Genomic DNA, 26,640 nt, shown 5'->3' on the forward strand with positions numbered 1-26,640 from the left:
GCGGTACGGTCCGGGCATGTCCCGATCAAGCACACAGGGCGGAGCGGAGCATCGACCGCCCCCTCCCGCCGACACCGCCCCCGTCGCCCCTGGGCCCGTGACCGCCGACGACCTCGCCCGCGCCGTCCGGCTCGCGGTGGCGCTCCTGCGCACCGCGCCCGCCTCCGCCTGGGACGGCCGGGCGGCCGGCTCGTTGGCCTGGGACTGCTGGGAGACGGTCGAGCACCTGAGTGACGACCTGTTCGCCTACGCGGCCCAACTGGGGCCCAGCACACCGCCGTTGGACGGCGCGGTGCCCTTCGTCTGGCGGCGGAACCGGCCCGGCGGACCGGCCAACGCGGTGCACGCGGACCGCGCTGCCGGGCCCGCCGGGCTCCTGCAGACCCTGGAGGCGTGCGGCGCCCTGCTGGTCGCCATGGTGCGGACCACGCCCGCGGAGGTCCGCGCCCATCACGTCTTCGGGAACTCGGATCCGCAGGGGTTCGCGGCGATGGGGATCGTGGAGACGGTGGTGCACACCCACGACCTGGCGGTGGGGCTCGGACTGGACTGGGATCCGCCGGCCGACGTGTGCGCGCGGGTGCTGGCCCGGCTGTTCCCCGACGTCCCGGCCGGGGCGGATCCGTGGCCGACGCTGCTCTGGGCGACCGGACGCACCGCCCTCCCCGGACGTCCGCGCCGCACCGCCTGGCGCTGGGACGGCACCGTGCGGCCGTAGGGGCCGCAGCGGCCGGAGGGCGCGCGGTCAGTGCCGGGACCAGGGGTGTCGGAGCCGGATCCAGATGTCCCGGGCCCGGCGGCCGGCCTCGGTGCGGCTGTGGGCGACGAGCCGCTGGGCCTGTTCCGCGGTCTCCACCATCGGACCCGAGCCCCTCAGCGGCTTGCCGGCCGTCTCGTGGAGGAACAGCGTCGACACGAAGCCGATCACGCCGGCGGCCATCAGGTAGTACGCGGGGACCATGTGGTCCCCGGTGAGCTGCACCAGCCCCGAGGCGAACAGCGGCGTGGTGCCGCCGAACAGCGACACGGAGATGTTGAAGGAGATGGACAGCGCGCCGTACCGCAGCCGGGTCGGGAAGAGCGCCGGGAGGGTCGCGGCGGAGGTGCCGGCGAAGCACACCAGCAGCAGGCCGAGGATGAGGCACCCGAGGGCGGGGAACAGGATGCCGCCGGCCCGGATCAGGAGCACCGCGGGCGCGGCGAGCGCGATCAGGGCGAGGCTGCCCGCCAGGAAGACGGGGCGTCGGCCCCACCGGTCGGAGGTGCGGCCGACGGTGGTGATGGTGAGCACCACGACGATCATGGTGCCGAGGACGAGGAGCTGGGCGGTGAGCGGGTCCTGGCCGAGCGTCTCGGTCATGAAGGTGGGCAGGTAGGACGTCACCATGTAGTTGGTGACGTTGTAGAGCAGCACCAGGCCCATGCAGATCAGCACCGCCTGCCAGTGCCTGGTGAAGATCTCCTTCAGTCGACCGTGGCCGGACTGCCGGGCGTCCTCCACCGGGTCGTCGCCACCTGTGGCGCGGGCCTCCTCCGCCGCTCGGTGGGCCTGCTCCGCCTCGCGCCGGAAGGCGGGGGTCTCCTCCAGCCGCAGCCGCATGTAGAGGCCGATGAGCCCGAGCGGTCCGGCGACGAGGAACGGCAACCGCCAGCCCCAGGAGACCAGTCCGTCCTCGCCGAGCACTCCGGTGAGGACGGTGACCAGGCCCGATCCGAGCGAATAGCCGATGAAGGTGCCGAAGTCGAGCCAGCTGCCGAGGAATCCGCGCCGTTTGTCCGGGGCATATTCGGCGATATAAGTGGTGGCTCCGGCATATTCGCCGCCGGTGGAGAATCCCTGCACCAAACGGCAGATCAGCAGCAGAATCGGCGCGACGAAACCGACGGAGTGATAACCCGGCAGGAATCCGACGGCGAAGGTGCTGATCGCCATCATGATCATGGTGGCGGCGAGGACCCGCTGACGGCCGATGCGGTCCCCGAGCGGACCGAAGACCATGCCGCCGAGCGGTCGCACGAGGAATGCGGCGGCGAAGGTCGCGAACGACGAGACCACCTGGGCGCCGGGCGAACTGGCCGGGAAGAACACCTTCCCCAAGGTGCCCGCCAAATAGGCGTAGACACCGAAGTCGAACCACTCCATCGTATTGCCGAGGGCCGCGGCCGAGACCGCCCGGCGCACCGCCGGCCGGTCGGTGACCATCACGTCCCCGGCGCTCAGCGGCTGTTTCCGGCGGCGCAGCACAATGCGCAGGAGACGGTCGGTGGCGGCACTGCCCTGGCCGCTCGCTTTTCGAACCGGGCGCCGACTCGGCGGATTGCGGCGGGCGGCGATCATTTCACCCCGTCGGGGAGCGGAATTCGGTGCCTCATATTCGTCATTATTTCCCCGGGGGTTCCGCGGCGAGAGCAGCTCCGTCGCCGCCGCGTGTCGGGCGGCGCCTCGTGCCACGTCCCTTCCGGACGGCGCCCCATGCCGCGTCCCTTCCGGACGGCCGGGAGCCCGGGCCGACGGCAGGCCGACCCGGGCTCCCGGTACCCGGCTGGTGTGCGGACCGTGCTGCGCGCGCCTAGGCGTGCTTCGACGAGATGAGGTGGGCGAAGGCCACGACGTTGGACATGTAGTCCTTGACCTTGTGGTCGTACGAGCCACCGCAGGTGATCAGGCGGAGCTGGGCGTCCGGGGTGTCGGCGTAGACCTTGTCGTTGGGGAAGCTCGCCTTGCTGAAGGTCTCGACCGAGTCGATCTTGAAGGTGGCGACGATGCCGTCTTCGCGGGTGATCTCGACGGTGGCGCCGGGCCGGAGGGTCTCCAGTTGGAGGAAGACCGCCGGGCCGGTCTTGGTGTCCACGTGTCCCGCGACGATGGCGGCACCGCGCTCTCCCGGCGCCGCCCCGTCCTGGTACCAGCCGACGAGGTTCTTGTCGGCGGCCGGGGGCGGATTGAGCTGCCCGGTGGGGCCGAGGGTCAGCGAGGTGAAGGGCGCGTCGACGGCGATCTCCGGGATCGTCAGCCGCTTGGGGGCGGAGCGGGGCAGCGACAGGTCGGAGACGGGGGCGGCGGGCCCGTGGTGGGCGACGGCGGCCGCGGGGCGGGACTGCGATTTGGCGTCCGCCGTGGTGTCCACGGAGTTGTAGACGAGGAAGGAACCCAGCAGAAATGCTCCCGCGGCCCAGACCAAGCCGCGTCCCACGGGGCGGGCGGCGGCTGCCTTGGGCGGATCGGGGTTCGGATTCGGCTGGGGAGACTGCTGGGCGGTCATGGGGGGCCTTTCGTGAGCGGGCGGGGCGCGGTGTGGAGGAGCCGCCGCGCGGCGGCGTCAGCGGGCCGGTCGGTCCGCACGGACCTGCGGAGCTGCGGTGACGTCCACGCAATCGCCGCGGCCACCGCCCGGCGAGGACGGTGGCCGCGACTGCACATCGACCTCCGGAGGTGGCAGCCCTATCAGGCTGCGGTGCCCGACGCGTTGCGGCGACGCAGCATGTAGGCACCGGCGCCCAGACCGCCGAGCATCAGGACGGAACCGGCGGCCAGGCCGCTGCCCGACATCGCCATGCCGCCGCCACCGGTGTGGACGCCGCCGTGCGGGCGACGGCCCCAGTGGTCGCCACCGCGGCCGTGGTCACGGTCGCCCCAGCCACCGTGGTCACGGTCGCCGTAGCCACCGTGGTCGCGGTCACCGCGACCGCCGTGGTCACGGTCGCCACGGCCACCGTGGTCACGGTCACCGCGGCCGCCACCGTTGTCGCGGTCGCCACGACCGCCGTGGTCACGGTCGCCACGGCCACCGTGGTCGTCGCCGTAGTTGCTGCTGGTGTCCCAGTCGCCGGTCACCGGCATGGCCAGCGCGCCACCACCGGTGTGCACGCCGCCGTGCGGGTGGCGGTGGTCACCGCCCCAGCCACCGTGGTCGCGGTCGCCGTAGCCACCGTGGTCGCGGTCACCGCGGCCACCGTTGTCCCGGTCGCCACGGCCGCCGTTGTCGCGGTCACCGCGACCGCCGTGGTCACGGCCACCGTGGTCGCGGTCGCCACGACCGCCGTGGTCCCGGTCGCCGCGACCGTGGTCGTCGCCGCTGACCGAGGTCCCGATGCCCGAGGTGAAGCCCTCGGCCAGACCCATGGCAGACGCGGCGGGTGCTGTGATCGTGAGCGCCGCCATGACGGCGGCGGAAGCGAACAGAGTGCGGGCAGTGCGCATGGAGTCATGTTCCTTTCGGCGCGACTGCGAAGGCTGACACTTCGTCGGCACATCGGATCGCAGTAGCGACGTGATCACCGTCAGCCGGATTCGAGCGCGGCACCACCGGAGAACGTCGCATTCGGGGGACAACGTCGGCTCTTCGGGTGGCGGAGGCGCACGTATTCACCCGTTGGACGGTGGGTGGCTCCGGCGTGTCGTCATCAAGTTGGGCTAGAGGGCCGCTAAAGGGGCCCGGGAAAGGCCCCCGGGGGGCCCTCGGTGCAGCACTCGGCGCGGCGGAACCCGGACGCCGGGCGGAGCCGAACGCCGACCGCGGGTCCGAGCGCGCGCCAGGCACCCGGCGCGTCCCAGGCACCCCCAGGCACGGCATCGCCAGTCCCGCACCGGAATTTGAGCCACCCTCCGGCCCGGCGGGCCGGGCCGCGACGCAGGCACGGAGGCGAGGGGAGACGTGGGGACGGGCCGGCTCCCGGGCGCCCGCCGGCCGAGGCTCGGGCGCGTCGCTCCTGACGTCACGTCTGCTGATGTGGCATCAGTTCTGTGCTTCATTCGTGGAGTCAGGGAGCCGAGGCGTCACGGGGACCGTTGGAGCGGAGCGGTGTGGCGAGGGAGCCGAGGGTGGCGCATGGGCCTCGGTGGGTCGGGGGAACCCGGTGGTGGGGAGGGCGGTCCGGACGGCTCGGCGATCCTGTTGGACGTCGGCGGGGTCCTGTCGCCGGACCACCTGCCGGCGGCCGCGGCCGCGTCGGGCGACCGGCTCGGCATACGGCAACACGCCTTCCTTGCCGCGCTGTTCGCAGACAACGACGACCAGGCACTGATCGGCCGGACCGGTCAGGAGGCTTGGTGGCGCGTGGTCCGGCGGCGACTGGGAACCACCCCGGCCCTCATGACGGAGATCCGGCGGGACCTGGTCGCCCGGCAGCGATGGGACGCCGAGCTGGTGGCCGGGGTGCGGGCACTGCGCGGCCGGGCCCGGACCGTCCTGGTGAGCAACGCCTGGCCGGAGCTGCGCGCCGCGCTCGCCGCCGCCGGGGTGCTGGACGCCGTCAGCGGCACCGTGCTGTCCTGCGAGGTCGGCTGCGCCAAGCCCGTTCCCCGCAGCTACCTGCTGGCACTGCGGCGGGCGGGCGTGGCGGACCCGGCGCGGGCCTTGTTCGTCGACGACACCGCGGGGCACGTGCGCGCCACCCGGGCGCTGGGCATGGCCGGTCACCTGCACGCGGACACCGGGGGCACGCTCGCGCGGATCGAGGAGTTCGTGGGGCCGGCGGCCGGGGGCGGCTGAGCGGAGCCCGTCCGCTCAGCCGGTGCCGGCCCGCAGGGCCTCCTGGACGATGGCTTCCAGGCGGGCGTGATGGGCTCCGCGCCAGTAGACGCGTCCGCACGCGGTGCACTGCGCGAAGACGTCGTAGGTGCGCTGGGTGCCGTGGTGGAGCTGCTCGTGGACCGCGTCCTTGTCGGCGGCGGCCAGGCGGCCGTTGCACGCGGTGCAGCGGGTCCACGGGGCTAGGGTGGGCGCGAACCTGCCCAGCACGTCACGGAGTTGGTCGTCCGGACGGTCGCTGTAGACGTAGGCGCCCGCCCAGATCTCCCGGCGTTGGAGCAGCCCGCGGTCCCGGGAGAGCAGGACGCGTCGTTCTTCGGCGGAGCGCGCGGCCAGGGCCGCGTCGCCCGGGTCCTCGTTGGTGTACGCCGCGTCGACCCCGAGCAGGCGGAGTCGGCGGGCGAGGGTGCCGAGGTGCACGTCGAGCAGGAACCGCAGCGGTGCCCCGGGGACGCGCTGCGGCCGCTCGACGGCACGGACCTCGATGTGTTCGCCCTGCTGCGGGACGTGCGAGACGGACACGTCCGCGCCGTCCGCGAGCAGCCGGCCGACCTCGGTGAGCGGGACGCCCAGCGATTCGACGACGTGACCCAGGGTCGAGGCGCCGTCGGTCACGAAGGGCGTGCGACCGGCGCTGCGGGCCGCTCCGACGAAGAGGTGCAGTTCAGGGGCGAAGCTGAGGGCGATCTCGGGTCCGTTCACGTCGCTCAGCATGGCATCGGTCGAGCCGCGGCAACCAGTGGGTTCGCCCCTGCGAGCGGCCTGGAGCGGCGTCCGCCGGTGTCGCATCCGGCCCTGCGGCGCTACGTACGGACCGTAGCGGTCGGGCCCGCGGATTGTGCACCGCGGCACAGGACCCGTCCGGCCCCCGCCCCTAGCCTCACCTGCACGTCAGCAACATCAGCGACACCAACGAGGGGCGGCACCGGTGAACTGGCTCATCCACGACTACCGCGAGAAGGACCTCGCCGAAGTGGTCCACCTGATCGACTCCACGGCCGAGTTGGGACAGGAGTCCGTCTTCTCGCTCGCCGAGTGCATCAGCGCCCTGACCTCGCGGCAGCCCGCCGTGGTCGCCGTCCACCAGGGCGCCCCCATCGGTGCGGCGCTCGCCTGCGTCGCGGGCGAACGGGGCTGGGTGATGCGGATCGCGATCTCCTCGGCCTGGCGCGGCCGGGGGCTGGCCAGCGCGCTGCTGGTCGAACTGGAGCGGCGCCTGATCGCCGCCCGGGTGAGCCGGATCGCGTACGTGCTCCCCGAGGAGGACCTGCTCGGGGAGGGCCTGCTGAACGCGGGGTACACCCGGCAGCCGGCGGTCGCGTACTTCGAGAAGGTCGAGCCGCACCACGGGCCGGCGGCCAGCCTCCTGGACGACCTGGGCGGCCGGTTCCTGCCCACCGACCTGTGGGCCAAGGTCGCCGGCATGGAGGCGGAGAAGGACCTGATCGAACGGCGGGTGGTACTGCCGCTGGCGGAGCCGGAGCGGGCGGCCCGGCACGGGGTCCGGCCGCCGCGGGCGATCGCCCTGTTCGGGCCGCCGGGGACCGGGAAGACCACCTTCGCCCGTGGGATCGCCGCCCGGCTGGGCTGGCCGTTCGTCGAACTGCTGCCGTCCCGGTTGGCGGACGAGGGCAACCTGGCGGCGGCCCTGCGCAGCGCGTTCGCGAGGATCGCCGAACTGGAGCGGGTGCTGGTCTTCATCGACGAGGTCGAGGAGATCGCACCGGTGCGCAGCGAGCCGGCGCAGCCGGGCGGGCTGCACGGGGTCACCAACGAACTGCTCAAGCTGATTCCCGGCTTCCGGGAGCAGGACGAGCGGCTGCTGGTGTGCGCCACCAACTCCATCCGCTCGCTCGATCCGGCGTTCCTGCGCCCCGGGCGCTTCGACTACCTGATCCCGATCGGGACGCCCGACCCGGCCGCCCGGGCGGCGATCTGGTCCCGCTACACCGACGGGCGGCCCGACGTCGACATCGCGGCCCTGGTCGCGGCCAGTGAGCTGTTCACGCCGGCGGACATCGAGCACGCCGCCCGGGTCGCCGCCCAGGCGTCGTTCGAACGGGACCTGGAGGCGATCGGCGGCGGGTCGGCCGCCCCGGGCCGGCTCGGTGCGAGCACCGCGGACTACCTCGCCGCGATCGGCCAGTGCCGGCCGACGGTGACCCCCGCGATGATCGACGAGTTCAGCGCCGACATCACCGCCCACGCCCGCTGCTGAGGACCGCGGTCGCGGCGGCTGGCGCGGGCCGCCGCGACCGCGCCCCTGCGAGGGCGAGTGTGCTCCACCGGACCGACGACGCCGTCGCACTGCGTCTGGAGGACGTCCCTCCGTGCCGGCTCCTCCGCTGGAACGACGAAGCGCCGCCCCGGCCTGCCTACCGTGGGAAGTGCAGCCGGACCGCACGGTGCGGCAGCGCACCGAGTGTTGTGGCACGCCGACACGGATGCGAGTCGAGAGAGGCGGGACGGCCCATGCCGGAGAATCCGCAGGCCCCGCAGGACGGACGAACCCCTCGGGCCTCCGAGGACACAACAGACCTACCAGCCCCGCGCGGCTCCGACATATACACGTCCCCCGAAGCCCGGGCCTCCGCAGCTGCGCCCGCCCCCGGCGCGCCCCCTCTGGTCGACCTGCGCGCCTACGGCCAGGATTTCGTCACGAACCCGTACCCGTACTACGCCAAACTGCGGGCCCAGGGCCCCGTCCACCCGGTGCTCACCCCGTACGACCAGGCGGCGTGGCTGGTCGTCGGCCATGAGGCGGTCCGCACCGCGCTCGCCGATCCGCGCCTGGGCAAGGACTGGAGCAGCGCCAACCTGCCGCGCACGGACGGTGACGGGGTCCCGCTGTTCACCAACATGCTGGACGTCGATCCACCGCACCACACCCGGCTCCGCAAACTCGTCGCGAAGGAGTTCACCAGCCGCCGCGTCGAGGCGCTCCGCCCCCGCGTGCAACGCATCACCGACGAGCTCCTGGACGCGATGCTGACGGCGCCCGACGACCGGGCCGACCTCATCGAGGCGCTGGCCTTCCCCCTGCCGATGACCGTCATCTGCGAACTGCTCGGCGTCCCCTCCATGGACCGCGACGCCTTCCGCGGCTGGTCCCACGAGCTCGTCTCACCCACCAGTCCCGAAGCGGCGCAGCAGGCCGTCGAGGCGATGTCCGGCTACCTCACCACCCTGATCGCGTCGCTGCGCCGCGAAGCGGGCGACGGGCTGCTCGCCGACCTGATCCGGACCAGCGACGAGGACGGCGACCGGCTCTCCCCCGAGGAAGTGATCGGCACGGCCTTCCTGCTCCTGGTCGCCGGCCACGAGACCACCGTCAACCTGATCGCCAACGGCGTGCGCGCCCTACTGGAGCACCCTGCCCAACTGGCCGCCCTACGGGCCGACGACAGCCTTCTGGACAACGCCGTGGAGGAGATGCTGCGCTACGACGGCCCGGTGGAGACCGCCACCTGGCGTTGCGCCGCCGAACCGGTGGAACTCGGCGGCACGGTGATCCCCGCCGGCTCCGCCGTCCTGATCTCGCTGGCCTCGGCCTCGCGCGACCCCGAACGGTTCACCGACGCCGACGACTTCGACCTCACCCGCGATCCGCGCGGCCACGCCGCGTTCGGCCACGGCATCCACTTCTGCCTCGGCGCACCGCTGGCCCGTTTGGAAGGACGGATCGCCCTCCGCTCCCTCCTGGAGCGCTGTCCCGGACTCGCCCTGGACGACGCCGCGGAACCGGCGACCTGGCGTCCGGGGCTCCTCATGCGCGGCACGGACCGGCTGCCCGTCCGCTGGGACCGCTGACGCACCGGGGCGGCCGGTCCCGCCCTCGCCCTGGACAACTCCGCCCCCTGTGGGACAGTGACCCGATGAAGACCATCGGGTTGATCGGCGGGATGAGCTGGGAGTCCACGGCGGAGTACTACCGCCTGCTGAACGAGCTCACGCGGGAACGGCTGGGCGGGCTGCACTCGGCCGCGTGCGTGGTCTACTCCGTGGACTTCGCGGAGATCGAACGCCTCCAGGTCCAGGGGCGCTGGGACGAGGCCGGGGAAGTCCTGGCCGGCGCCGCCCGGGCCCTGGAGGCGGCGGGCGCGGAACTGCTGCTGATCTGCACCAACACCATGCACAAGGTGGCCGACCAGGTGTCGTCCGCGGTCGCCGTACCGTTGCTGCACCTGGCCGACACCACCGCGGAAGCCGTGCGCCGCACGGGACTTCGGCGCATCGGCCTGCTGGGCACCGCCTTCACCATGGAGCAGGACTTCTACCGCGGCCGCCTCGCGGACCACGGCCTGGAGGTGCTGGTCCCGGACGCCGCCGGGCGCGCGACCGTCCACCGCGTGATCTACGAGGAACTCTGCGTGGGCGTCGTCAAGGACACCTCCCGCAGCGCCTACCGCGCCGTCATCGACCAGTTGGTCGCCGCCGGAGCCGAGGGCATCGTGCTCGGCTGCACCGAGATCGAACTGCTCGTCCGCCCGCAGGACAGCCCGGTCCCCGTCTTCCCGACGACCCGGCTCCACGCCGAGGCCGCCGTCGCCCACGCACTGGCCACAGTTGCCACGGCCTCGTAGACGCCTTCCGCTCCCGCCGCTCCCGCCGCTCCCCGAGGTCGCGGACCCGGCCAGTGGCCTCCTGGGCCAAGCCGCCCGCGCCGCGGACTCGTTCGACGCCGCACGCCTCAGCCCAGCCCGGGCGCCTCGTGAGGGCGGGTACGCTGACACGGTGTCTCACACCGAGTTAGAGCGCCTGGCCAGGATCCGGATACAGCTGACCGGGGAAACCCTCGAACGCGCCCTGGCCGTGCTGAGCGGAGACACCACCGGGACGGAGGGCGAGGCCCGGGCCGACAACGGGGCCGGGACTGCGGACGGGGCAGGAGTCGAATCCGGCGCCGCCGGGGCAGGGTCCGGGGAGCCCCTGGCCGGCGGCGGGCGCGGCGCACCTCCGAAGCTCCGTTCCGTACCCTCGCCGGACCCCGGAGACCCGTCCGCGGCCACCCCCGGCCCACGGGCGGAGCCCACGAACCGGCCTCCGCGCCCACGCCGCTCCCACCTGCGCGGCCTGTGACGACTCCGGTTCACGGAACGCGCGGTCTACGGGTGCGACGCCTCAACCCCTCACGTCAGGTGACCAGCCTCCTCGCCAGCAGCGGGGTGCGGGGTGCCTGGTGTCCTCCGCTGGCCAGCATGCGGACCTCGCCGCGGTCGCTGATCTCTGCGCGCACGATCCCCGATTCGTCCTCGTAGATCGGATACCCACCCGCTCCCGCCCGGTCGGTCCGCCGGACGATCACCACGTCGTCCTCCACCGCGGGGGCCTGAAATACCAGCTCATAGAGTTCCGGGTAATCCATCGGGGCCTCCCGATACTGCTCTGCGGGTACTGCCGCCCGAGGCGCCGCCCCCGCGGCCGCTGCGCGCCACATCGCCCCGGCCCTTCCATCCTCACCCATGCCCGCGCGTCACGCCTCACCACCAGAACGTTGAATCGAACGTTGAATTCTCAATGGATTCCTGGGGTGGTGGCGCGGGACGTCACACCACGCTCCTCCTCCCACCAGAAAATTCGGGATCAAGGTAAACCCGTGGGTTGATGTCCGGCGACGTGCCGAACGCCAGAATCAAAGCACGGCAAAAACCTCGAAGCTGAAACACCGACGAACGATCTCCCCACCGACCCGCACCCGCCTACCAGGGCACGAACTCACGGAGCGACCATGTCGATTGCCCACCCCCCGCACCGCCACCCGCGGCTGGCCCGCACCGCCGCTGCCGCCGCCTTATCCCTCGCCCTCCTGAGCATCCCCACGGCCGCCTCCGCCAGTACCGTCTCCTCCCCCGCCCCACCGTGGACGACGACCACGGACGCCCCGGACCCGGCCTCGACGTCACGACAGCCCAACCAGAGTCCGGTCCTCGACGACGAAGCTCTGAAGAAGTCCCTCCAGGCGTTCCGCGACGCCGGCATGTACGGCGCCTACTCCGCGGTCCGGGACGGTTCCGACACGTGGCAGGGAGCGGTCGGCGTCGCCGACGTCGACACCGGGCGGCCTACGTCAGCCCAGATGGAGCACCGCATAGGCAGCATCACCAAGACCTTCACCGCGGTCGCCGTGCTCCAGGAGGTCGGCAAGGGACGCATCGAACTCGACGCTCCGATCGGCCGCTACCTCCCCGATCTCGTGACGGGCGAGCGCGGCCGGACGATCAGCGTCCGCATGTTGCTCAACCACACCAGCGGCATCGGCGAATACTCCGCAGCGATCTTCAACACCGCGGAGAGCTTCGAGGGCAACCGCTTCCGCCAGTTCGCCCCGGAGGAGCTGGCCCGCCTGGGCATCGCGGCACCCCCGTTCGGCGCGCCGGGTCAGGGCTTCCACTACTCCAACACCAATTACGTCCTGGCCGGCCTGTTGCTGCAGAAGGTCACCGGCCAATCCCCGGAGACTTACATCGCCCGCCACGTCATCCGCAAAGCCGCCCTACGGCACACCTATTTCCCGCAGTCGGCCACCATCTCCGGTCCGCACGCGAAGATGTACGAAGCTGCCTACGGCGGCTTCAACCCGCCACGCGACTTCAGCGTCTACAACATGTCCTGGGCCGCCACGGCCGGCTCCCTCATATCGACCATGCCCGACCTCAATCGCTTCTACCGCGCCCTGCTCGGTGGTGAGTTGCTCGCCCCGGCAGAGCTGCGCCAGATGAAGACGACGGTGCCGATCGAGGGCTCCTTCATGCGTTACGGCCTCGGCCTCCTACAGACGACCACCGCCTGCGGAGACTTCTGGGGCCACAACGGGCTGGTGCTCGGTGCGATGACCTGGTCCCTCTCCAGTCCGGACGGCCGCCGTCAGGTCTCGCTCGGCTTCAACCTCACCCGCTACCAGAAGCTCGACGCCAACAACCAGCCCGTCACCAGCCCGATCGACAACGCCATGAACGACTACATAGCCCAGGCGGCCTGCGGCACCACCAAGAGCACCGCCCACGGCGCCGCCTCCGAGCGCCCCCTCACGGCATCCGCGCCGAACGACCAGGTCCTCACCTCTCCACAGCACCCGACCCGGTAGGTCCGCCCTCACCCCGAGCGCACGACCCCACTCCCAACCGGTACACCCAAGGACCGCCCATGACCGATGCAGCCATCACCCCCTTGGAACGGCTACTCGCCGAGCACGCCTGCGAGCGTCTGATCATCGACTTCGTCCACCGTCTCGACCTCGGAAACCCCAGTTCCGTGGCCGAGCTCTTCACGCCCGACGGCATTTGGGAATGGCCGCACGGCAACCGTCGCATCGCAGGCCGCGCAGCCCTGAGCGAGTACTTCGGCACCCGGCCGCCCGATCGCCTGTCACGCCGTCTGATGACGAACATCCTGGTGACCGTCACCTCCCCCACAAGTGCAACCGCCACCTCGTACCTCACCACCTACCGCGTCGACGGCTTCAGCGATGGCCTGGTCCCACCGCAACTCCCCACCAACGTGGGCCACTACGAGGACACGTTCCGAAAGATCGACGACATCTGGCTCCTCGCCACCAGGTCCACCCACCTGGCCTTCGGCACCGACACCCGGCGCCTGGCATCTCCCAGCAGCAACTGAACGGAAGAAGCTCCACAGAAGGGAGAGCAGAAAGAAGCCCCGCTCCCGTGTCCTTGGCCACGGAAGCGGGGCGGGTCCGAGAAGCGCCAGCAGCTCGGATAGATACGAACACCACCGTACGGGCGACCACTGACAACACCGCTCCGAGCCAACCTGCACCAGCCACGCGTCGAATGGAGCTCACGCACACACCACCCACCGCCCCGGCCAGCCCCGCGGCTCCCCTCTCCCACACCCGTCTCCGCAGACCGCAGCATCAGCGGATCCCGGACCGACACGAAAAACACCACCCGATCCGGTGAAAGCCCTTCAGCGACGGCGCACCACCGGCGGACCGACAGGTCGGCGGACCGCCCGCCGGCCGGCGACGGGCCGACGGGCCGACGGGCCGACGGGCCGAAACTCTCCTCCGCCATCGGTTCGTCCGCGGCCCGGTCTCGCTCAAGGCTGTCCTTCGGGATTCATCCCGCACCGCACCGGCCCGCGGGTGCGTTACGGCGTCGAAGTGAGGCGCGACGGCCGTCCCGGCTCGGATCGGCTCGAAGGCACAATCCAGCATGAGTTCGGCCAGGAATGCGTCCTCATGGACCGGAGGGAGGGGAGACAGGAATACGGGGCGGGGGCGGGCGGGGGGGGCGGGGGCGGGGCCCCAGGGGAAGGCCGGCGGCAGCTGCGGACCACATACCGGCCACAGCACACGCCCGTCCCCCCGCCATGCGTCGCAGTCGAGCAGCGGTCCACCGGCCCGCATCGTCGACTCGCCGCAGATCAGGCCGACGGCTTCGAAGGCCGGTTCGCATGACGCCCTGTTGACGGTTCGGAGGCGGGCGGACAGGGTGGGGGCGAACGCGGAGCGTGTGGGAATGGACACATGCAGGCAGGGAGGGGAGGGCGAGGTGCTGACGGTCTTTGCTGGTCAGCGAGTTGAGGTGGAGTCAGGTCGATCGGTGGAGAGCGCTCGGGGGCTCTATGACTGAAGCACGTGGGGACGCACTGTCAGTGGCTGCCCCTAGCATGTCTCACATGTCCCCAACTCCTTCTGCCCATACGGTGACGCCCGTTCCTGCTTCCGAGGCCAACGACTCGATCCGGCGCTTCGTGCGCGCCCGGCACGGTCTGGCCTGGACTGCTCAGGACATGGCGGAGTATGCGGTGCTGCTGGAGATCTGGACGGTGGCGGTGCGCGCCGAGGTCACGGAGGTCGTCGAGGCCGCCTAGCCGAACACCCACGCACGGACGAGGGCACGTGCGCGCCGGCCCTGGCGCCCCGTCGCGAACGGGCCGCCAGGGCCATCCCGAGGACCGCCCGGAATTCCGAATTCCGATCTTCTGCAGCGCCGGAGGTCCGCCCCCGCCCGGCGGCTCGCCGTTCAACAGCTCGCGAAACATGACGCCGGCCCTCACCCCGAGCCCTTCCTCGCGCCGTTCCGCCGCCTCCCGCGCAGGAACCTTCGCGTCCGATACCCGCCAGAAACTGCGTCCTCGAACCGGCAGACTCGAAGAAACCGCAGGTAGAAGAATCCCAGGAATCGTTACGCCCGAGGACCCGCCATGACTCCCCACACCCATTCCACACCCCCACCCATCGAGCCCGTCTCCCCTGCCCCTGCCCCTGCCCCTGCCCCGAACGCTGCCTCCCCGAGGTTCTTCACCACCGTGGACAGTCCGCTAGGCGAGCTGCTGCTTGTGGGCGTGCAGTCGCGCACGGCACCCGGCGGCGTCGCCCTCACCTCACTCTCCCTACCCGGGCAGCGCAACGCGCCCACCGTCCAGACGCAGTGGCGTCGCGACGTCCGCCCGTTCACCGAGGCGGTTCGGCAGCTCCGGGCCTACTTCGCCGGCCGGCTGACCCGCTTCGACCTGGACTTCCCGACCACGGGCACGACATTCCAAGAGCGGATCTGGCTCGCTCTGGACGAGATCCCGTACGGCACCACGACCACATACGGGCGGCTGGCCGAGGCACTCCGCGTCCCGCGCAGCGAGGTGCGGGCCCTGGGAGCTGCCATCGGGGCGAACCCGCTGCTGCTCGTGCGCCCCTGCCATCGCGTGATCGGTGCGGACGGCACCATGCACGGGTACGCGGGCGGCGTGGAACGCAAGATCGCGCTGCTGACCCACGAAGGCGCCCTTCAGCAGGCACTCGTCTGACCGCCGTGCGCAGACCCCGGCCGACCTCCCTCGGCGACGCCCCTGCCGCCTCCGCCCACCGTGCGCCCTCCCCGCGCATCCCCCAGCACGAGGCGGACGCGTACGGGCCGTTCGCCGCGCCCGCCCCGCACACCGAAGTCGAACTGACCGCGCTGCTGGCCCTCTTGGACGCTCCAGCCGCTCCGGGCGACGGCGGCCGCGCACGTCGTCGCCGCCGTACCGCCCCCATCACCCTCACCATCGGCCACAGCAGGGACGACGCGTCCGCCGCGGCCGCGGCGGCGTTCGCCTCGGCTTGGCGGGCGGCCGGCGGGACCGTCCTCGCAGTGGTCGACTGGCCGGAGCACGCCGCGTCCTGGCTACGTGCGGCTCGCCGCTTCACCGCCGGCGGGCCGGACGCCTGGGTGGTCGCCGCCGCACCGCTGGGCTGGGCCCAGATGAGCCGTCGGCTCCGCCACAGCACCGCGTGGGATCCCTCCCGCACCTACGGGTTCGCGTCGGTCGGCGACTCCCGGCTGGTCGCGCTGGCCGGCGCGGAAACCTTGCACGGGATGCGCGGCGCCACACCGGACGGCGGCACCTGGCGCATCGACCATCGCTGGGTCACCCGGCAACCTCCACGCCCCGCACCTGGCCGCGCCTGACCGGGCCTGGCCACGCCTGACCGGGCCGGCATTCCCATCGGTACCGCCCCCGCGACCGCCACCAGCACGGACCGGCGGCGGCCGGACCACGCGGAGCGGTCCCCCGTTTCCCTCCGCCCTGACAGCACGGCCAGGACACTGCGCATCACGGCACCACCCGCCTCGCTCCCCTTCCCCACTCACCGGTGTCCGTCCGCCGGGCCGGGCCGGCCCACCGCCCCGGCGCGTTCCTTCACCCACCCCATGGCAGGGTGGAAGGAGGCACAGCGGCAGCGCGCGAACAACGGCCGCAGCAACATCGACAGCTAGGGCAACGACGCCGACGGTCACCGGCGGACATCACCTCGGGGCCGGCCCGTCGGGGCCCTCCCCGCACCGCATCAAGGCAGGTCACAACCTCATGAGCACCCCGCTTCCCGGCTTCGAGGACGTCGGGCCGCTCCGCGGGAACGACGGGCCGGGCGGAGGCCGCGGCCCCGCCCACCGCCCCGGGGCGTCCGCGGGTCCGGAAGGCCGGGCCCGTCGGGAGCTGGCGCCCGGGGCGGTGCACGTCCCCGGTTGGCTGTCCCTCACCGAGCAACGAGAACTGGTCACCGCCTGCCGGGGCTGGGCGTGCGGTCCGGTCCCCATCCGGCACACCAGGCTTCCGCGCGGTGGTGTGATGTCCGTCCAGACGGTGTGCATCGGCTGGCACTGGCAGCCGTACGCGTACCGGCGCACCGCCGACGACGTGAACGGTGCCCGGGTCGCCGAATTCCCTGACTGGATGGTCGCTTTGGGGCGCCGCGCGCTGGTCGACGCGTATCAGGACGCCGCTGCGGGCGACGCGTACACGCCGGACACCGCGCTGATCAACTTCTACGACGGCGAGGCCAAGCTCGGCATGCACCAGGACAAGGAGGAGCGATCCGGTGCGCCGGTCGTCTCGCTCAGCATCGGTGACACCTGCGTCTTCCGCTTCGGCAATACGGAGACCCGCACCAGGCCGTACACGGACATCGAACTGGTCTCGGGTGACCTGTTCGTCTTCGGGGGGCCGTCGCGGTTCGTGTACCACGGCGTCCCCAAGGTCTACCCGGGCTCCGGGGACCCCGCCACCGGCATGTCCGCCGGCCGCCTCAACATCACCATGCGCGTCACCGGTCTCAGCTGATCGACCCCCGCGTACTCCCGGGGACGCGGACTGGATGCATGTGCCGCAGTATCAAGAAACATGGTTCGCCATGTGGCGTCTGACCTGTGGGAGCCTCACAACCCTTTGATCAGCCGGGAGAGAAGTGGGAACTGGGGGAAACCAAAACGACCCCGACTGCCGGAACTTCTCCCACCGGTCCTGCAACGTCTCCGCTGCGGGCGTCAGTACGGTTCGCGTAGCTTGTCGCGCAGTTTGCGCCAGTGCCGGGCGAGGAAGGACTCGTCGGCGGCTTTGATCGCGACCCAGCCAGCGAGGGGGTGGGCGTCCACGTCCTCCAGCCGGACTCCCGGGCATCTCACGGGGATGTCTGCCCGGTACTCCTCAGCCCACTGCTCGTCGAGGAGACGCAGGAGTCCGACTTGCTTGGCGTTCCAGCCGATCCGCGTGTCCCGGTCCTCGGGCCACCTGTCCCGCTGGCCCAGCTCCCAGCGCATGGCCATGGAGCGGGTGACCTCGAGGGCGACCCAGTGCATGGCCTCGTCAAGGTCCTCGGTGGTCGTGGGGCCGTATTTCACACCGCGCTCCATCAGAGTCCAGTGGATGACCCCGTCGTGGACCTCGATCCAGGGGTAGGAGCCGTCGCGGATGGTGAACCCGACCAGGTCACGCCTGCGCCCTCCGTAGAGGATTGCGGACATATCGTGCACCGCGGCTCGCACCTCTTCGACCGTTATCGTCATGGCGACGATTATTGCATCTGATCGATCCGTAACGGAATCCGGTCGACGTGACGCAGCGACACCGCGCCCTCCTGCCATCTGACAGCAGGGCGTCGAGAACGGCTCGGTACACGTGCAGTTTGATCTTGGGGTGGGCTGGTCTGGGGTGGCGGGCTGATGGTGAAGCAATCGCTGGTCGGTCCGTGACTCGTACCGGTACTTCAGCGAATCCGCCTCCGCCTGCTCGATGTCGGCGACCGTCAGCTCCGGCATCCGCAGTTGGGCCAGCGTCACCTCGGCCGAGGTCGGCTGGGCATCCGCCGACAGCCACTGCCGCTGCTTCCAAGCCCCGCTGCGCAGGAGCGACTTGGGGCAGTGCGGGTAGACCTCCTCGATCCCCAACACCAACGCGCTGGCCGGCGGCTTGCCCACGGCGGTCAACTGCGACAGCAGCTCCGGGCGGGTGGAGACGCAGGCCCGGCCGTTCACCCTGAGCGTCGTGGTGCGCCCCGGGATGACGAACAGCAAGCCGGCCCGACCGGTGGCGACGACGTTCTGCGGGGTGTCCAGACACCTGTTGCCGGTCGCGTCCGGGATCGCCACCGTCCGTGCGTCCAGGACGGCGACGAACCCGGCCGGACCGCCGCGCGGGGACACGTCACAGTTGCCCTCGGCGTCCGCGCTGGCGACCAGGACCAGCGGCGAGCATCCGATCAACCGACGAGCCTGTGCGGTGAGTTCGATCATCTGCTTGCGCACGGCCGCGTCGCTGGGCAGCTCGTAGGCCCGACGCAGCGCCTCCTGATCGGGCACGGCGCCCAGGCGGAGCGAGTCGAAGGCGCTGCCGGCGAGGGGTGGCGTCATGCCCCGACCGTAATGGGCCGACCTGCGATGACATCGTCACCCGCTACCAGAACGGTCTGGGCCCGGGCCGGCGCTAACCCCGTTGCCGGTTCCGCACCCCGGTGAGCAGCCGGCTCCGCTGGGCCGGTGATGTCGCCAGGCAGGCACCGGTCAGGGCGAGTGCGGTCGCCCCGTCGAGCACCGCCCGATCCGCACCCGGGCTCTTGCCGTACGCGCTGAACTCGGGAGTGTGCTGCTGGGCGCCGCCCGTGTCGTAGCCGATCGTGGGATGGATGGTGGGAACGCGTTGCGAGACGTTGCCCATGTCCGTCGACGCCATCGACTCGCCGTGCCGCGCGACGGCCGTACGGCCCAGTCCGCCGAGGACTCGGGCGTACACCTCCGTCATGGCCGGGTCTTGGCGCAGGTCGGCGAAGTCCCGTCCTCGTTGCTGTAGTTGGAGTTCGGCTCCGGTGGCCAGGGCCCCGGCTTCGAAGCAGGCACGCACCCGCTGCCATGCCGTGGCGAGCTGCTCCACGTTCTGCGCCCGGACCTCGCAGCGCGCGCGGGTGCGGGCGGGGATGACGTTCACGGCCTGCCCGCCGTCGGTGACGATCCCGTGCACGACCACACCGGGCGGCAACTGCTGGCGGAGCAGACCTATGGCGGTGTGGGCGATGGTCAGCGCGTCGAGGGCGTTGACGCCTTCCCAGGGGGCGAGCGCGGCGTGCGAGGGCTTGCCGAGGTAGGTGGCGTCCCAGGCGCCGATGGCCAGTGAGGAGGCGCCGACGCTGTCCTCCGGGGCGGCGTGCACCATCATCGCGGCGGCCACGTCATCGAAGACGCCGGCGTCGAGGAGCAGCACCTTCCCCCCGATGTCCTCCTCCGCGGGGGTGCCGATCAGCTTGACGGTCAGGCCGAGTTCGTCCGCTGCGGCGGCGAGCGCGAGCGCGGCGCCGACGGCCGCGGCTCCGTTGACGTTGTGCCCGCAGGCGTGACCGATGCCGGGCAGGGCGTCGTACTCGGCGCAGAATCCGATGACGAGGTCGCCGGTTCCGCGGGTGGCGACGAGGGAGGTGGGGAGGTCGGCGACGCCCCGGGTGACGGCGAAGCCCCCCGACTCCAGGAGGTCGGCGATCTTCGCTGCCGAGCGGTGCTCCCGGAGAGCGGTCTCGGGCTCGTCATGCAGGCCGTGGCTGAGGGCCACGAGCCGCTCGCCCCAGGAACGCGCGGCGGCGGTCACCGTCCTGTGCACGGCCGAGGTGTCCGTCATGCGAGTTCTCCGTTCTGCACCGGCTGTCGTGCGTACGTCGCGTCCGCCGCATGCGGGCCGCGGTAGCGCAGCGCGAGTGCGGTGCCGACGAGGGCCGCGCACGCGCAGGCGCCCCAGCCCCAGAGGTAGCCGGATTCGGCGACGCGCGTGGTGCCGTGCACCACGTGGGCCGCGAAGGACGCACCGATCACGGCGGCACCGATGGCCGCGCCGAGGGAGAGGGCCAGTTCGTTGAGACCGACGGCGAGCGCGGTCTCGGACCGTGCCACGACCTCCGCCGACAGGGTGCGCGTGCTCGATTCGAAGAGCCCGGTCGCCAGCCCCACGACGAGGGCGGAGGGCACGTACTGGGCCAGTGTGTGATGGAAGAGGACCATCCCCAGGAAGCCCAGGGCGATGAGGCCGCCGCCCGAGACGAGCACAGCACGGTCGCCGAACTGCCGGGCGAGCCGCGGGGTCAGCGTGGCGCCGACGAACCCGGCGCTCACCATGGCCAGCGACAGGGTGGCGATGGCCTGCGGTCCCAGGCCCATGCCGTAGCCGGTCGCGGACCGTGGGGAGCCCAGGAAGAGGGCGTTGGCGCCGAGGAAGCCGATCGTGCCGAAGGCGGCGCAGAAGGTGTAGCAGCTCACCAGGGCGAGGCGCGGGTTGGTCAGCAACCGCACGCTGACCAAGGGATGCGCGGACCGCCGTTCGACCGCCACCCAGGCCGCCAGGACGACGACGGCCAGCACGGCGAGCGCGATCGTACGCGGTGCGCCCCAGCCCCACGTACCGCCCTGCGCGAGGGTCAGGACGAGCGCCACCAGGCCCGTGGTGAGCAGCGTCGCCGCCCCGTAGTGGAAGCGCCCGCCGTGCGGTGCGTCGCTGTCGGGCAGGACGAGGCCCGCGAGCAGGGCGAGGCCGGCGACCGGAACGGCCACCCACAGGCCCGCCTCCGCATGCCGCTCGCTGAGCGCGCCCGCCACCAGGCCGCCCACGCCGATCGCGATGAGCAGGACCCCCACGAGGAGGGAGATCCCGGTGCGGCTGTGCTCGGGGGCGCGGGAGCGGAGGATGCCCACGAGGAGCGGGAAGAAGCCGACCAGGGCGCCCTGGAGCACGACGCCGACAGCGAGGGTCACGGCGGAGGGCCGCACGGCGATCAGGAGCGAACCGCCCGCCACCATCGCGAGGGCCACCCGCAGGAGACGGCGGTGCCCGTACAGGTCGCCGAGCCGGGACAGCAGCGGCGTCATCACCGCGAAGGCCAGCTGGGACAGCAGGTAGATGTTGTTCTGCCCCACGGTGCCGATGCGGAGGCGCAGGCCGACCTCGGGCAGCAGCGGTGTCAGGTAGCCCTGGACGATGCCGCTGAAGAGGACGACGACGGCCATCGTCGCGACGAGGCCCGTGCCGGAGCTGAGCACCCCGGGTCGGCGCCCCGTTCTCGATGGGTGTGTGGACACAGCTTCACCTCTGGATCATTTGGTGGCCGGAACCGAATGTGGTGGCTACTGTGCGGGCCGAGGCGCGAACAGCCCCGAATATTCATTGATTCGTACGTACGGAGTGCTTGTGATGCGAGAAACGGTCATCGCCAGCGAACTGGACCTCGCCCTCGTGAACGCCCTCCAACTGCGGCCCCGGGCCTCGTGGACCGAACTGGCGCCCCTGCTCGGCGTGACCGCGGGCACGCTCGCGCGGCGCTGGGACCGGCTGGCCGGGGCGGGGCTCGCCTGGGTGTACGCGGCTCCTGGGCGGGAGTTCACCCGCAACCGCTGCACGGCCTTCGTACTGCTGCGCTGCCGCCCCCGGCAGCGGTCCCGGCTGCTGGCGGATCTGGGCGCGTTTTCGGAAGTCGTGACGATCGAACTCACCAGCCCGGGCAGCGCAGACCTGCTTCTCGACGTGCTGGCGCCTGACCTGCCCTCGCTCAGCCGGTTTCTCCAGGAGAAGCTCGATCGGCTGCCCGGCATCGTTTCGGTGAGCTGCCTGTTCGCCACCTCGCTGTACGTCGAGGGCAGCCGTTGGCGTCTGCGCTCCCTGGATCCTGCCCAGTTGACGGCGCTCAGCAGTACGGCCGCGGCCCGGGAACCGGCCCGTACCCTCGCGCTCGATCCCGTTGACCGGTGTCTGCTCGACGAGTTGGTCCGCGACGGCCGTCTCGGCCTGGCCGAACTCGCCGAGCGCACGGCCACCAGCCCGGCGACCGTCCGCCGCCGCCTGCGCCGCCTCATGGACTCGGCCGTCCTGACCTTCCGCTGCGACGTCGCCTCCGCGCTCGCCGGCCGTCCGGTCCCGGTGTCCCTGCTCGGGCAGGTGCCCGCGCGGGACATCGGCACCGTCCACCGCGCCCTCGCCGCCCTGCCCGAGTGCCGCCTGGTCGCGGCCGTCACCGGTCCCGCGAACATCTTCGCCACGCTCTGGGTGCACGACCTCGGAGACATCCAGCGGCGCGAGGTCGCCCTGTGCGCCCGCCTGCCCGCCCTCACGGTGACCGACCGCATCGTCGGCCTGCGCACGGCCAAACGCATGGGCCATCTCCTCGACGAGGAGGGGCGCCGCATCGGTACGCGGCCCATCTCGCCGTGGTGACCGAGGTCGCTCGACGGCCCCTCGGCCGCCTTCGCCGTGGGCGGCCGCGCGCGGACGACCGTGTGGGACCCGGCCCGCCGGCTCTACCTGATCAAGCCGACCATGACGTACGACAGCCCGAAGCGGTCACCGGGGCGGCCGTTGCCGTGCCGCACCTCGTTCTGGAGGGGGCACCGTTGCCGCTGCTGCCACCGCGGCAGTGCCTCGGCGCGGTGGCTCCCGGTGCCCTCGTCCGGAATTGCTTCGGTCGGCATCGGCCGGCGCAGACGTCGGCGCACAACGGCACCGGCCCGCCTCGGGCTGTTCCATGCGTCCTATTGCCGGGCCGTTGTGGCTCGCCACGGGTGGCCGCGGGCTCATTCCGCGCGTGAGGTGACGGCGCAGCACGCGGCCCAGGGGGCCGTCGACCAGGTGGTGGATGACAGCCGAGAGCAGCAGGGAGAACGCGGCCGCCACAGCCATCGACGGGAGGACGCCGAGCGCGGGGGCCTTCTGCAGCAATCCCTTGGCCACGGGTATGCCGATGCTCTGGTGCACCAGGTAGAAGGGGTAGGTGAGCGCGCCGGCGGTCACCAGCCACCGCCACCGGAGTCGGGCGAGCGGACCGCATCCGGCCAACGCGAGGACGGCGAGAAAGAACGTCAGCAGCGCGGCGCAGACGGCCCAGGAGAGCGCGCCCCCTTCGGCGGGCCGCACGGCGTGGGCGGCCACCCGGTCGTTGAGTACCGTGAGTTCGTAGCACCAGGCGAAGCCGGCCAGCAGCCACAGGACGAGGTTCGGTCCGAACCGGTGCGTCAAGTAGAGCGCTATGCCCGTGACGAAGAGGCCCGCGTACTGGCCGACGAGGAATTCGTCGAGGACGGCCGAATCGAGTTCGCGGGCGACGACCGCGAGCGTGAGCCACGTCCCGCAGAAGGCGATCATGCGGCGGTAGGTGAGCCCGAAGAACAACATGACCGCCATCAGCAGATAGAAGCGGGCCTCCACCCAGAGTGTCCAGGCGACTCCCTCGATCAACTGAAGCCCCAGTGGGCCCGGAACCATCGTCAGGTTCCCCAGGACCGTCCTGAGGTCGATCGGCGTGGCTGCCCGGAGGTGGCCGAGCCGGGCGATCAGGACGAGGCCGACGACCATCAGCACCGCGCACCAGTAGGCGGGGAAAAGCCGGGAGACGCGGGAGACGACGAACTGTGCCGGGGTGCGTCCCCAGCAACTCATGCAGATGACGAATCCGCTGATCATGAAGAAGAACTCCACGCCCAGCCAGCCGTAGCGGCTGATCTCGTGCAACGCCGGAGCAAATTGCCTCGGGTCGCTGTCGCCCCAGAAGTGCGGGGTCGTCGTGCCCACGTAGTGGAAAGCGGCCACCGCGACGGCGGCCACGAGGCGCAGTCCGTCGATGGCGGCGAGCCTCGTCCCCCCGACCGGCCCGCCCGGCTTCCACTTCCGCTCGCCGCTCCGGCCTGCGGGCCCCTCGGCGACACCGGGTCCCTGTCGGACGGAAGGCGTCGAACTGTCTTTGCGCACGGTGACTTCTCCAGAGCGGGTGATGAGGGTCGCCGAGCAACGGACCCTCTACTATGCCCTGCATGTATACATGAAGAGTATAGAGGGGTGGCGAGCCGGGCACTGGCGGCAAGGGGGTGCGTTGACCCAGCTGCCGCGGCCGAGGAAGTCTCCCTGGAGATCGGCAAGTTGGACATCCAGGCGCGTCGTCCACCCGCGGGCCGTCCCGGCCGGGGGCCTGCGTCTCCGGCAGGCGCAGGCAAGACGCCGCCGATACGGCCACGATCAGCGACGGTCGGGGCCGTACGCCGCGGTCCGGGGCCCGGCGGCGAACGCCGAAGTCCGTTGGACCGTCAGCCGGCCCACCCTGCAGGCCGCCACGCTCACAAGATCAATCGCGGGCCGGCCCGTACGTCGTGCGAGTCGCCCGCCCCGGTCGTGCCACCCGATCAGGCGAAGGCGATCCGGTCCCCCTCGCCAGGACCACGCAACGCAGTGGCGACGGCGGCCGGCGGGAAAGCATGGCTGTCGACGCCGGCAGACCCTGTTTTCTGGCGCGGGAGTGCGCACCGGCACGCGCACGTCCGAGGCTCCGGGGGCGGCGAGTTGCGCCCGTGAACGGGCGGGCCAATGCGTTGGCCGCCGGAGCATGGCTGGTCCCTTCTTGCCGCACGCCAACCGGCGTTTACGCACCCCAGCGGTCCGTGGAGGTACTCCTCCAGAGACGACGACAGGCAGGGTTCGTGAGCGACCCGCTCGATGGCGGCCGGTATCCGACCACGAAGACGCGGACGAGGTTGCGCCAGACCGAAACACCCGCGAGGGAAAGCGCCCTGGGATGCCGATGCTTCTCCCCGACAGCACGAACCGGCTGGCCCCAGGCCGGCACGCTCCGGCAGGAGCTCCCGTGAAGATCGCGCTGCCCCACTCGCTCGCCTGCGCGGCACTGGGCGCCCTGCTTGTCGGCACGGCGCCAACCGCGACCGGCGCCTCAGCTCAGCCCTACCCGGCCACGCACACGGCGCCGGCCGCCTACCCCGACCCCTTCTTGCCCAACCTCAAGACCGCCGGGTCCGGGGGTCCGGCAGCGCCACCATGCCGGTGACGTACGCCAGAGCCAGCGCGCGCTGCGGAGCATCGTACGGGGAACGCGCGACGTCCCGCCCCGACGTCCTTCCGCCCCCGGGCCCCGGCCGCCTCACCACTCGATCGACGCCTGCACCGGAAGGTGATCGCTCGGGAACTGTCCGTCCAGGGCGTACGTGTTGATCGAGGCGTATCGGGTCCGTACCGCCGGCGAGGTGAGGATCCAGTCGATGCGGTCCCCGTCCGGCACCAGCGGCCGGTATCCGTGGAAGGTCGCGTACTGCGCGCTGCGCCCGGCGGCCGCGTCCCAGCTGTCGACGAGCCGGCCGCTGCCGATCAGCGCGTCGTACACGGGATTCTTGTGCGCGGCGACGTTGAAGTCACCGGTCACCACGCGCGGCAGGGCGGGATCCAGTTCTGCCAGGCGTTCGTTGAGGAGTTCGGCGGAGCGCTCCCGCGCGTACTGCACGGCGTGGTCAAGGTGGGTGTTCAGGAGAAGGAATTCTCGGTGATTCCGGTGATTGCGGTGATTGCGGTGATCCTGAAGGTACCTGATGTCCCGGAATCGCACCCAGGTGGCCATGCGAATAACCGTGTTGCCCCAGGACTTGGAACCGATCGTGTAGGGCGTGTCCGAGAGCCAGAAGTGGTCGTATTCCACGGGGGCCAGGCATCGCGCGTCGTAGAAGACCGCTGCGAATTCGTCCCGGCTTCCGCCGGCCCGTCCGGTGCCCACCCAGTCGTAATGCGATCCGAGATCCGCTGCGATGTCGCGCAATTGCCCGTACAGGCCCTCCTGGGTGCCGATCACGTGCGGAGCCTCCCGGCGGAGGAGTTTCCGCATCACGGGTCGGCGTTCGGCCCAGGAGTTCGGGCGGGTGTCCGACGCATAGCGGAGATTGAACGTCATCACCCGCAGGGACCGGCTCTCGCCGCGCGGGGCGGCGGCGTGCGCGGGCCGGTCCCCGTACGCCGCCGAACCCGTTTCCCGAGCCGATGCCGATGCCGCTGCCGTGGCCGATGCGGCACCGACCGCCGCCGTGGCGGCCGCGCCGCGCAGCACGGCCCGCCGGCTGAACGCCGCGCCGGCGGCCCGCTCCGGAAGGTGGCCTCCGGAGCCCGCAGCACCCTCTTCTTCCGTCATTCCAGATGCCCGACCGTCCACCGTTCGCTCCCGAGTCCTGGCTGTCGATCGCCGGCTTGCGGGGGTCGGTCGCCGGGCACCGACCACGGGTTGCCGGCCGTCGACGGCCGCCGTCGGCGGTCGTCCTCAACCGCCTCGATCACCAACGAGACCCACGTTCCCGGAGTTTCCGAAGCCGCGGAAGTACCCCCGAAATGAACTGGCGCGAAATGCTTGGCGGAACGCTCGTTCGCACGTTCCGCGATATCGGAGCTGCTTCTACCAACCGGTGAAAGGGCTGCTGCGGCTACTGAGGTTGTAGTCGTGGTGTCGTCGGTGTGAGCCCTGTTCCGGTGAGGCATCCGTTGATGATGTCGCTGCGGTATTGGATCTGGCGAAGGCCATGTCGGAGCTCGTGCATGAGGTGGTCGGGAT

Annotated in this window: 22 protein-coding genes and 2 pseudogenes; 12 read left to right on the forward strand and 12 right to left on the reverse strand. The window is 71.6% G+C overall.

The window, feature by feature from the left end; translation table 11 throughout:
• Nucleotides 1–97: 97 nt before the first annotated feature.
• A complete protein-coding gene (locus ACLJT4_RS14915) occupies nucleotides 98–718 on the forward strand; it encodes a hypothetical protein (RefSeq protein WP_411122783.1) in 621 nt (206 codons plus the stop codon).
• Between the two features lie 27 nt (nucleotides 719–745).
• On the opposite strand, the gene proP is transcribed toward ACLJT4_RS14915, so the two are convergent.
• The 3 genes from proP to ACLJT4_RS14930 all read right to left on the reverse strand — a co-directional run bounded on the left by proP (nucleotide 746) and on the right by ACLJT4_RS14930 (nucleotide 4,201).
• Nucleotides 746–2,338: a glycine betaine/L-proline transporter ProP gene (gene proP / locus ACLJT4_RS14920; RefSeq protein ID WP_411122784.1), complete on the reverse strand. Its 1,593-nt coding sequence runs from the start codon at nucleotides 2,336–2,338 to the stop codon at nucleotides 746–748.
• Between the two features lie 232 nt (nucleotides 2,339–2,570).
• Entirely contained in the window at nucleotides 2,571–3,263 is a 693-nt protein-coding gene (locus tag ACLJT4_RS14925) for a class F sortase (protein ID WP_411122785.1), read from the reverse strand.
• A gap of 182 nt (nucleotides 3,264–3,445) precedes the next feature.
• Complete coding sequence (locus tag ACLJT4_RS14930; RefSeq protein ID WP_411122786.1) at nucleotides 3,446–4,201, reverse strand: hypothetical protein; 756 nt, start codon at nucleotides 4,199–4,201, stop codon at nucleotides 3,446–3,448.
• Nucleotides 4,202–4,829: 628 nt separating this feature from the next.
• On the opposite strand from ACLJT4_RS14930, the gene ACLJT4_RS14935 reads away from it, so the two are divergent.
• Entirely contained in the window at nucleotides 4,830–5,492 is a 663-nt protein-coding gene (locus ACLJT4_RS14935; protein WP_411122787.1) for an HAD-IA family hydrolase, read from the forward strand.
• Between the two features lie 15 nt (nucleotides 5,493–5,507).
• Here ACLJT4_RS14935 and ACLJT4_RS14940 read toward each other — a convergent pair whose 3' ends face one another.
• Complete coding sequence (locus tag ACLJT4_RS14940; RefSeq protein WP_411122788.1) at nucleotides 5,508–6,233, reverse strand: Mut7-C RNAse domain-containing protein; 726 nt, start codon at nucleotides 6,231–6,233, stop codon at nucleotides 5,508–5,510.
• A gap of 226 nt (nucleotides 6,234–6,459) precedes the next feature.
• Here ACLJT4_RS14940 and ACLJT4_RS14945 point away from each other — a divergent pair, with 226 nt between their 5' ends.
• The 3 genes from ACLJT4_RS14945 to ACLJT4_RS14955 all read left to right on the forward strand — a co-directional run bounded on the left by ACLJT4_RS14945 (nucleotide 6,460) and on the right by ACLJT4_RS14955 (nucleotide 10,114).
• Nucleotides 6,460–7,749 (forward strand): ATP-binding protein, encoded by a 1,290-nt coding sequence (locus tag ACLJT4_RS14945; RefSeq protein WP_411122789.1) that lies wholly within the window; start codon nucleotides 6,460–6,462, stop codon nucleotides 7,747–7,749.
• 254 nt (nucleotides 7,750–8,003) lie between these two features.
• On the forward strand, nucleotides 8,004–9,341 hold the full coding sequence (locus tag ACLJT4_RS14950; protein ID WP_411122790.1) for a cytochrome P450 family protein: 1,338 nt from the start codon (nucleotides 8,004–8,006) through the stop codon (nucleotides 9,339–9,341).
• 65 nt (nucleotides 9,342–9,406) lie between these two features.
• Nucleotides 9,407–10,114: an aspartate/glutamate racemase family protein gene (locus tag ACLJT4_RS14955; RefSeq protein ID WP_411122791.1), complete on the forward strand. Its 708-nt coding sequence runs from the start codon at nucleotides 9,407–9,409 to the stop codon at nucleotides 10,112–10,114.
• Nucleotides 10,115–10,665: 551 nt separating this feature from the next.
• Here the strand turns inward: ACLJT4_RS14955 and ACLJT4_RS14960 are convergent.
• Entirely contained in the window at nucleotides 10,666–10,896 is a 231-nt protein-coding gene (locus ACLJT4_RS14960) for a DUF6296 family protein (RefSeq protein ID WP_016577015.1), read from the reverse strand.
• Nucleotides 10,897–11,259: 363 nt separating this feature from the next.
• Between ACLJT4_RS14960 and ACLJT4_RS14965 the strand changes: the two genes are divergently transcribed.
• The 6 genes from ACLJT4_RS14965 to ACLJT4_RS14990 all read left to right on the forward strand — a co-directional run bounded on the left by ACLJT4_RS14965 (nucleotide 11,260) and on the right by ACLJT4_RS14990 (nucleotide 17,096).
• On the forward strand, nucleotides 11,260–12,615 hold the full coding sequence (locus ACLJT4_RS14965; protein ID WP_411122792.1) for a serine hydrolase domain-containing protein: 1,356 nt from the start codon (nucleotides 11,260–11,262) through the stop codon (nucleotides 12,613–12,615).
• Nucleotides 12,616–12,674: 59 nt separating this feature from the next.
• Nucleotides 12,675–13,148 (forward strand): nuclear transport factor 2 family protein, encoded by a 474-nt coding sequence (locus ACLJT4_RS14970; protein ID WP_411122793.1) that lies wholly within the window; start codon nucleotides 12,675–12,677, stop codon nucleotides 13,146–13,148.
• Between the two features lie 1,023 nt (nucleotides 13,149–14,171).
• A complete protein-coding gene (locus tag ACLJT4_RS14975) occupies nucleotides 14,172–14,366 on the forward strand; it encodes a hypothetical protein (RefSeq protein ID WP_100606552.1) in 195 nt (64 codons plus the stop codon).
• A 438-nt stretch (nucleotides 14,367–14,804) separates the two neighbouring features.
• Entirely contained in the window at nucleotides 14,805–15,299 is a 495-nt protein-coding gene (locus ACLJT4_RS14980; RefSeq protein WP_411122794.1) for a methylated-DNA--[protein]-cysteine S-methyltransferase, read from the forward strand.
• A 5-nt stretch (nucleotides 15,300–15,304) separates the two neighbouring features.
• On the forward strand, nucleotides 15,305–15,943 hold the full coding sequence (locus ACLJT4_RS14985; RefSeq protein ID WP_411122795.1) for a hypothetical protein: 639 nt from the start codon (nucleotides 15,305–15,307) through the stop codon (nucleotides 15,941–15,943).
• Between the two features lie 400 nt (nucleotides 15,944–16,343).
• Nucleotides 16,344–17,096: an alpha-ketoglutarate-dependent dioxygenase AlkB family protein gene (locus ACLJT4_RS14990; RefSeq protein ID WP_411122796.1), complete on the forward strand. Its 753-nt coding sequence runs from the start codon at nucleotides 16,344–16,346 to the stop codon at nucleotides 17,094–17,096.
• A 203-nt stretch (nucleotides 17,097–17,299) separates the two neighbouring features.
• Here the strand turns inward: ACLJT4_RS14990 and ACLJT4_RS14995 are convergent, their stop codons facing one another.
• The 4 genes and pseudogenes from ACLJT4_RS14995 to ACLJT4_RS15010 all read right to left on the reverse strand — a co-directional run bounded on the left by ACLJT4_RS14995 (nucleotide 17,300) and on the right by ACLJT4_RS15010 (nucleotide 21,361).
• Nucleotides 17,300–17,896 carry an Imm63 family immunity protein gene (locus ACLJT4_RS14995; RefSeq protein WP_411122819.1) on the reverse strand — a complete coding sequence of 199 codons (597 nt, stop codon included), beginning with the start codon at nucleotides 17,894–17,896 and terminating at the stop codon, nucleotides 17,300–17,302.
• Between the two features lie 108 nt (nucleotides 17,897–18,004).
• A pseudogene (locus tag ACLJT4_RS15000) lies at nucleotides 18,005–18,661 on the reverse strand (MSMEG_1061 family FMN-dependent PPOX-type flavoprotein); the annotation flags it as partial.
• Nucleotides 18,662–18,734: 73 nt separating this feature from the next.
• Nucleotides 18,735–19,913 carry an amidohydrolase gene (locus tag ACLJT4_RS15005; protein WP_411122797.1) on the reverse strand — a complete coding sequence of 393 codons (1,179 nt, stop codon included), beginning with the start codon at nucleotides 19,911–19,913 and terminating at the stop codon, nucleotides 18,735–18,737.
• On the reverse strand, nucleotides 19,910–21,361 hold the full coding sequence (locus ACLJT4_RS15010; protein ID WP_411122798.1) for an MFS transporter: 1,452 nt from the start codon (nucleotides 21,359–21,361) through the stop codon (nucleotides 19,910–19,912). Before ACLJT4_RS15010 ends, ACLJT4_RS15005 begins: the two co-directional genes overlap by 4 nt.
• Before the next feature lie 112 nt (nucleotides 21,362–21,473).
• Here ACLJT4_RS15010 and ACLJT4_RS15015 point away from each other — a divergent pair, with 112 nt between their 5' ends.
• Nucleotides 21,474–22,490 carry an Lrp/AsnC family transcriptional regulator gene (locus ACLJT4_RS15015; RefSeq protein WP_411122799.1) on the forward strand — a complete coding sequence of 339 codons (1,017 nt, stop codon included), beginning with the start codon at nucleotides 21,474–21,476 and terminating at the stop codon, nucleotides 22,488–22,490.
• 126 nt (nucleotides 22,491–22,616) lie between these two features.
• Here the strand turns inward: ACLJT4_RS15015 and ACLJT4_RS15020 are convergent, their stop codons facing one another.
• The 3 genes and pseudogenes from ACLJT4_RS15020 to ACLJT4_RS15030 form a co-directional block, all read right to left on the reverse strand.
• A complete protein-coding gene (locus ACLJT4_RS15020; RefSeq protein ID WP_411122800.1) occupies nucleotides 22,617–24,017 on the reverse strand; it encodes an acyltransferase family protein in 1,401 nt (466 codons plus the stop codon).
• Between the two features lie 1,058 nt (nucleotides 24,018–25,075).
• Nucleotides 25,076–25,162: pseudogene (locus ACLJT4_RS15025) on the reverse strand (styrene monooxygenase/indole monooxygenase family protein); the annotation flags it as partial.
• A 32-nt stretch (nucleotides 25,163–25,194) separates the two neighbouring features.
• The gene (locus tag ACLJT4_RS15030) at nucleotides 25,195–26,226 is read right to left on the reverse strand and encodes an endonuclease/exonuclease/phosphatase family protein (protein WP_411122820.1); all 1,032 of its coding nucleotides are present in this window, start codon (nucleotides 26,224–26,226) and stop codon (nucleotides 25,195–25,197) included.
• Nucleotides 26,227–26,640 lie beyond the last annotated feature (414 nt).

The organism is Streptomyces sp. x-19 (assembly GCF_046549115.1).
Lineage (GTDB): Bacteria > Actinomycetota > Actinomycetes > Streptomycetales > Streptomycetaceae > Streptomyces > Streptomyces albulus_C.

What these genes read in the sequence shown, in the direction of transcription:
- proP (WP_411122784.1), bottom strand. Translation starts at nt 2,338, where the DNA reads ATGATCGCCGCCCGCCGCAATCCGCCGAGTCGGCGCCCGGTTCGAAAA.
- ACLJT4_RS14925 (WP_411122785.1), bottom strand. Translation starts at nt 3,263, where the DNA reads ATGACCGCCCAGCAGTCTCCCCAGCCGAATCCGAACCCCGATCCGCCC.
- ACLJT4_RS14930 (WP_411122786.1), bottom strand. Translation starts at nt 4,201, where the DNA reads ATGCGCACTGCCCGCACTCTGTTCGCTTCCGCCGCCGTCATGGCGGCG.
- ACLJT4_RS14935 (WP_411122787.1), top strand. Translation starts at nt 4,830, where the DNA reads ATGGGCCTCGGTGGGTCGGGGGAACCCGGTGGTGGGGAGGGCGGTCCG.
- ACLJT4_RS14950 (WP_411122790.1), top strand. Translation starts at nt 8,004, where the DNA reads ATGCCGGAGAATCCGCAGGCCCCGCAGGACGGACGAACCCCTCGGGCC.
- ACLJT4_RS14955 (WP_411122791.1), top strand. Translation starts at nt 9,407, where the DNA reads ATGAAGACCATCGGGTTGATCGGCGGGATGAGCTGGGAGTCCACGGCG.
- ACLJT4_RS14960 (WP_016577015.1), bottom strand. Translation starts at nt 10,896, where the DNA reads ATGGATTACCCGGAACTCTATGAGCTGGTATTTCAGGCCCCCGCGGTG.
- ACLJT4_RS14965 (WP_411122792.1), top strand. Translation starts at nt 11,260, where the DNA reads ATGTCGATTGCCCACCCCCCGCACCGCCACCCGCGGCTGGCCCGCACC.
- ACLJT4_RS14970 (WP_411122793.1), top strand. Translation starts at nt 12,675, where the DNA reads ATGACCGATGCAGCCATCACCCCCTTGGAACGGCTACTCGCCGAGCAC.
- ACLJT4_RS14975 (WP_100606552.1), top strand. Translation starts at nt 14,172, where the DNA reads ATGTCCCCAACTCCTTCTGCCCATACGGTGACGCCCGTTCCTGCTTCC.
- ACLJT4_RS14990 (WP_411122796.1), top strand. Translation starts at nt 16,344, where the DNA reads ATGAGCACCCCGCTTCCCGGCTTCGAGGACGTCGGGCCGCTCCGCGGG.
- ACLJT4_RS14995 (WP_411122819.1), bottom strand. Translation starts at nt 17,896, where the DNA reads ATGGCAGGAGGGCGCGGTGTCGCTGCGTCACGTCGACCGGATTCCGTT.
- ACLJT4_RS15005 (WP_411122797.1), bottom strand. Translation starts at nt 19,913, where the DNA reads ATGACGGACACCTCGGCCGTGCACAGGACGGTGACCGCCGCCGCGCGT.
- ACLJT4_RS15015 (WP_411122799.1), top strand. Translation starts at nt 21,474, where the DNA reads ATGCGAGAAACGGTCATCGCCAGCGAACTGGACCTCGCCCTCGTGAAC.
- ACLJT4_RS15030 (WP_411122820.1), bottom strand. Translation starts at nt 26,226, where the DNA reads ATGACGGAAGAAGAGGGTGCTGCGGGCTCCGGAGGCCACCTTCCGGAG.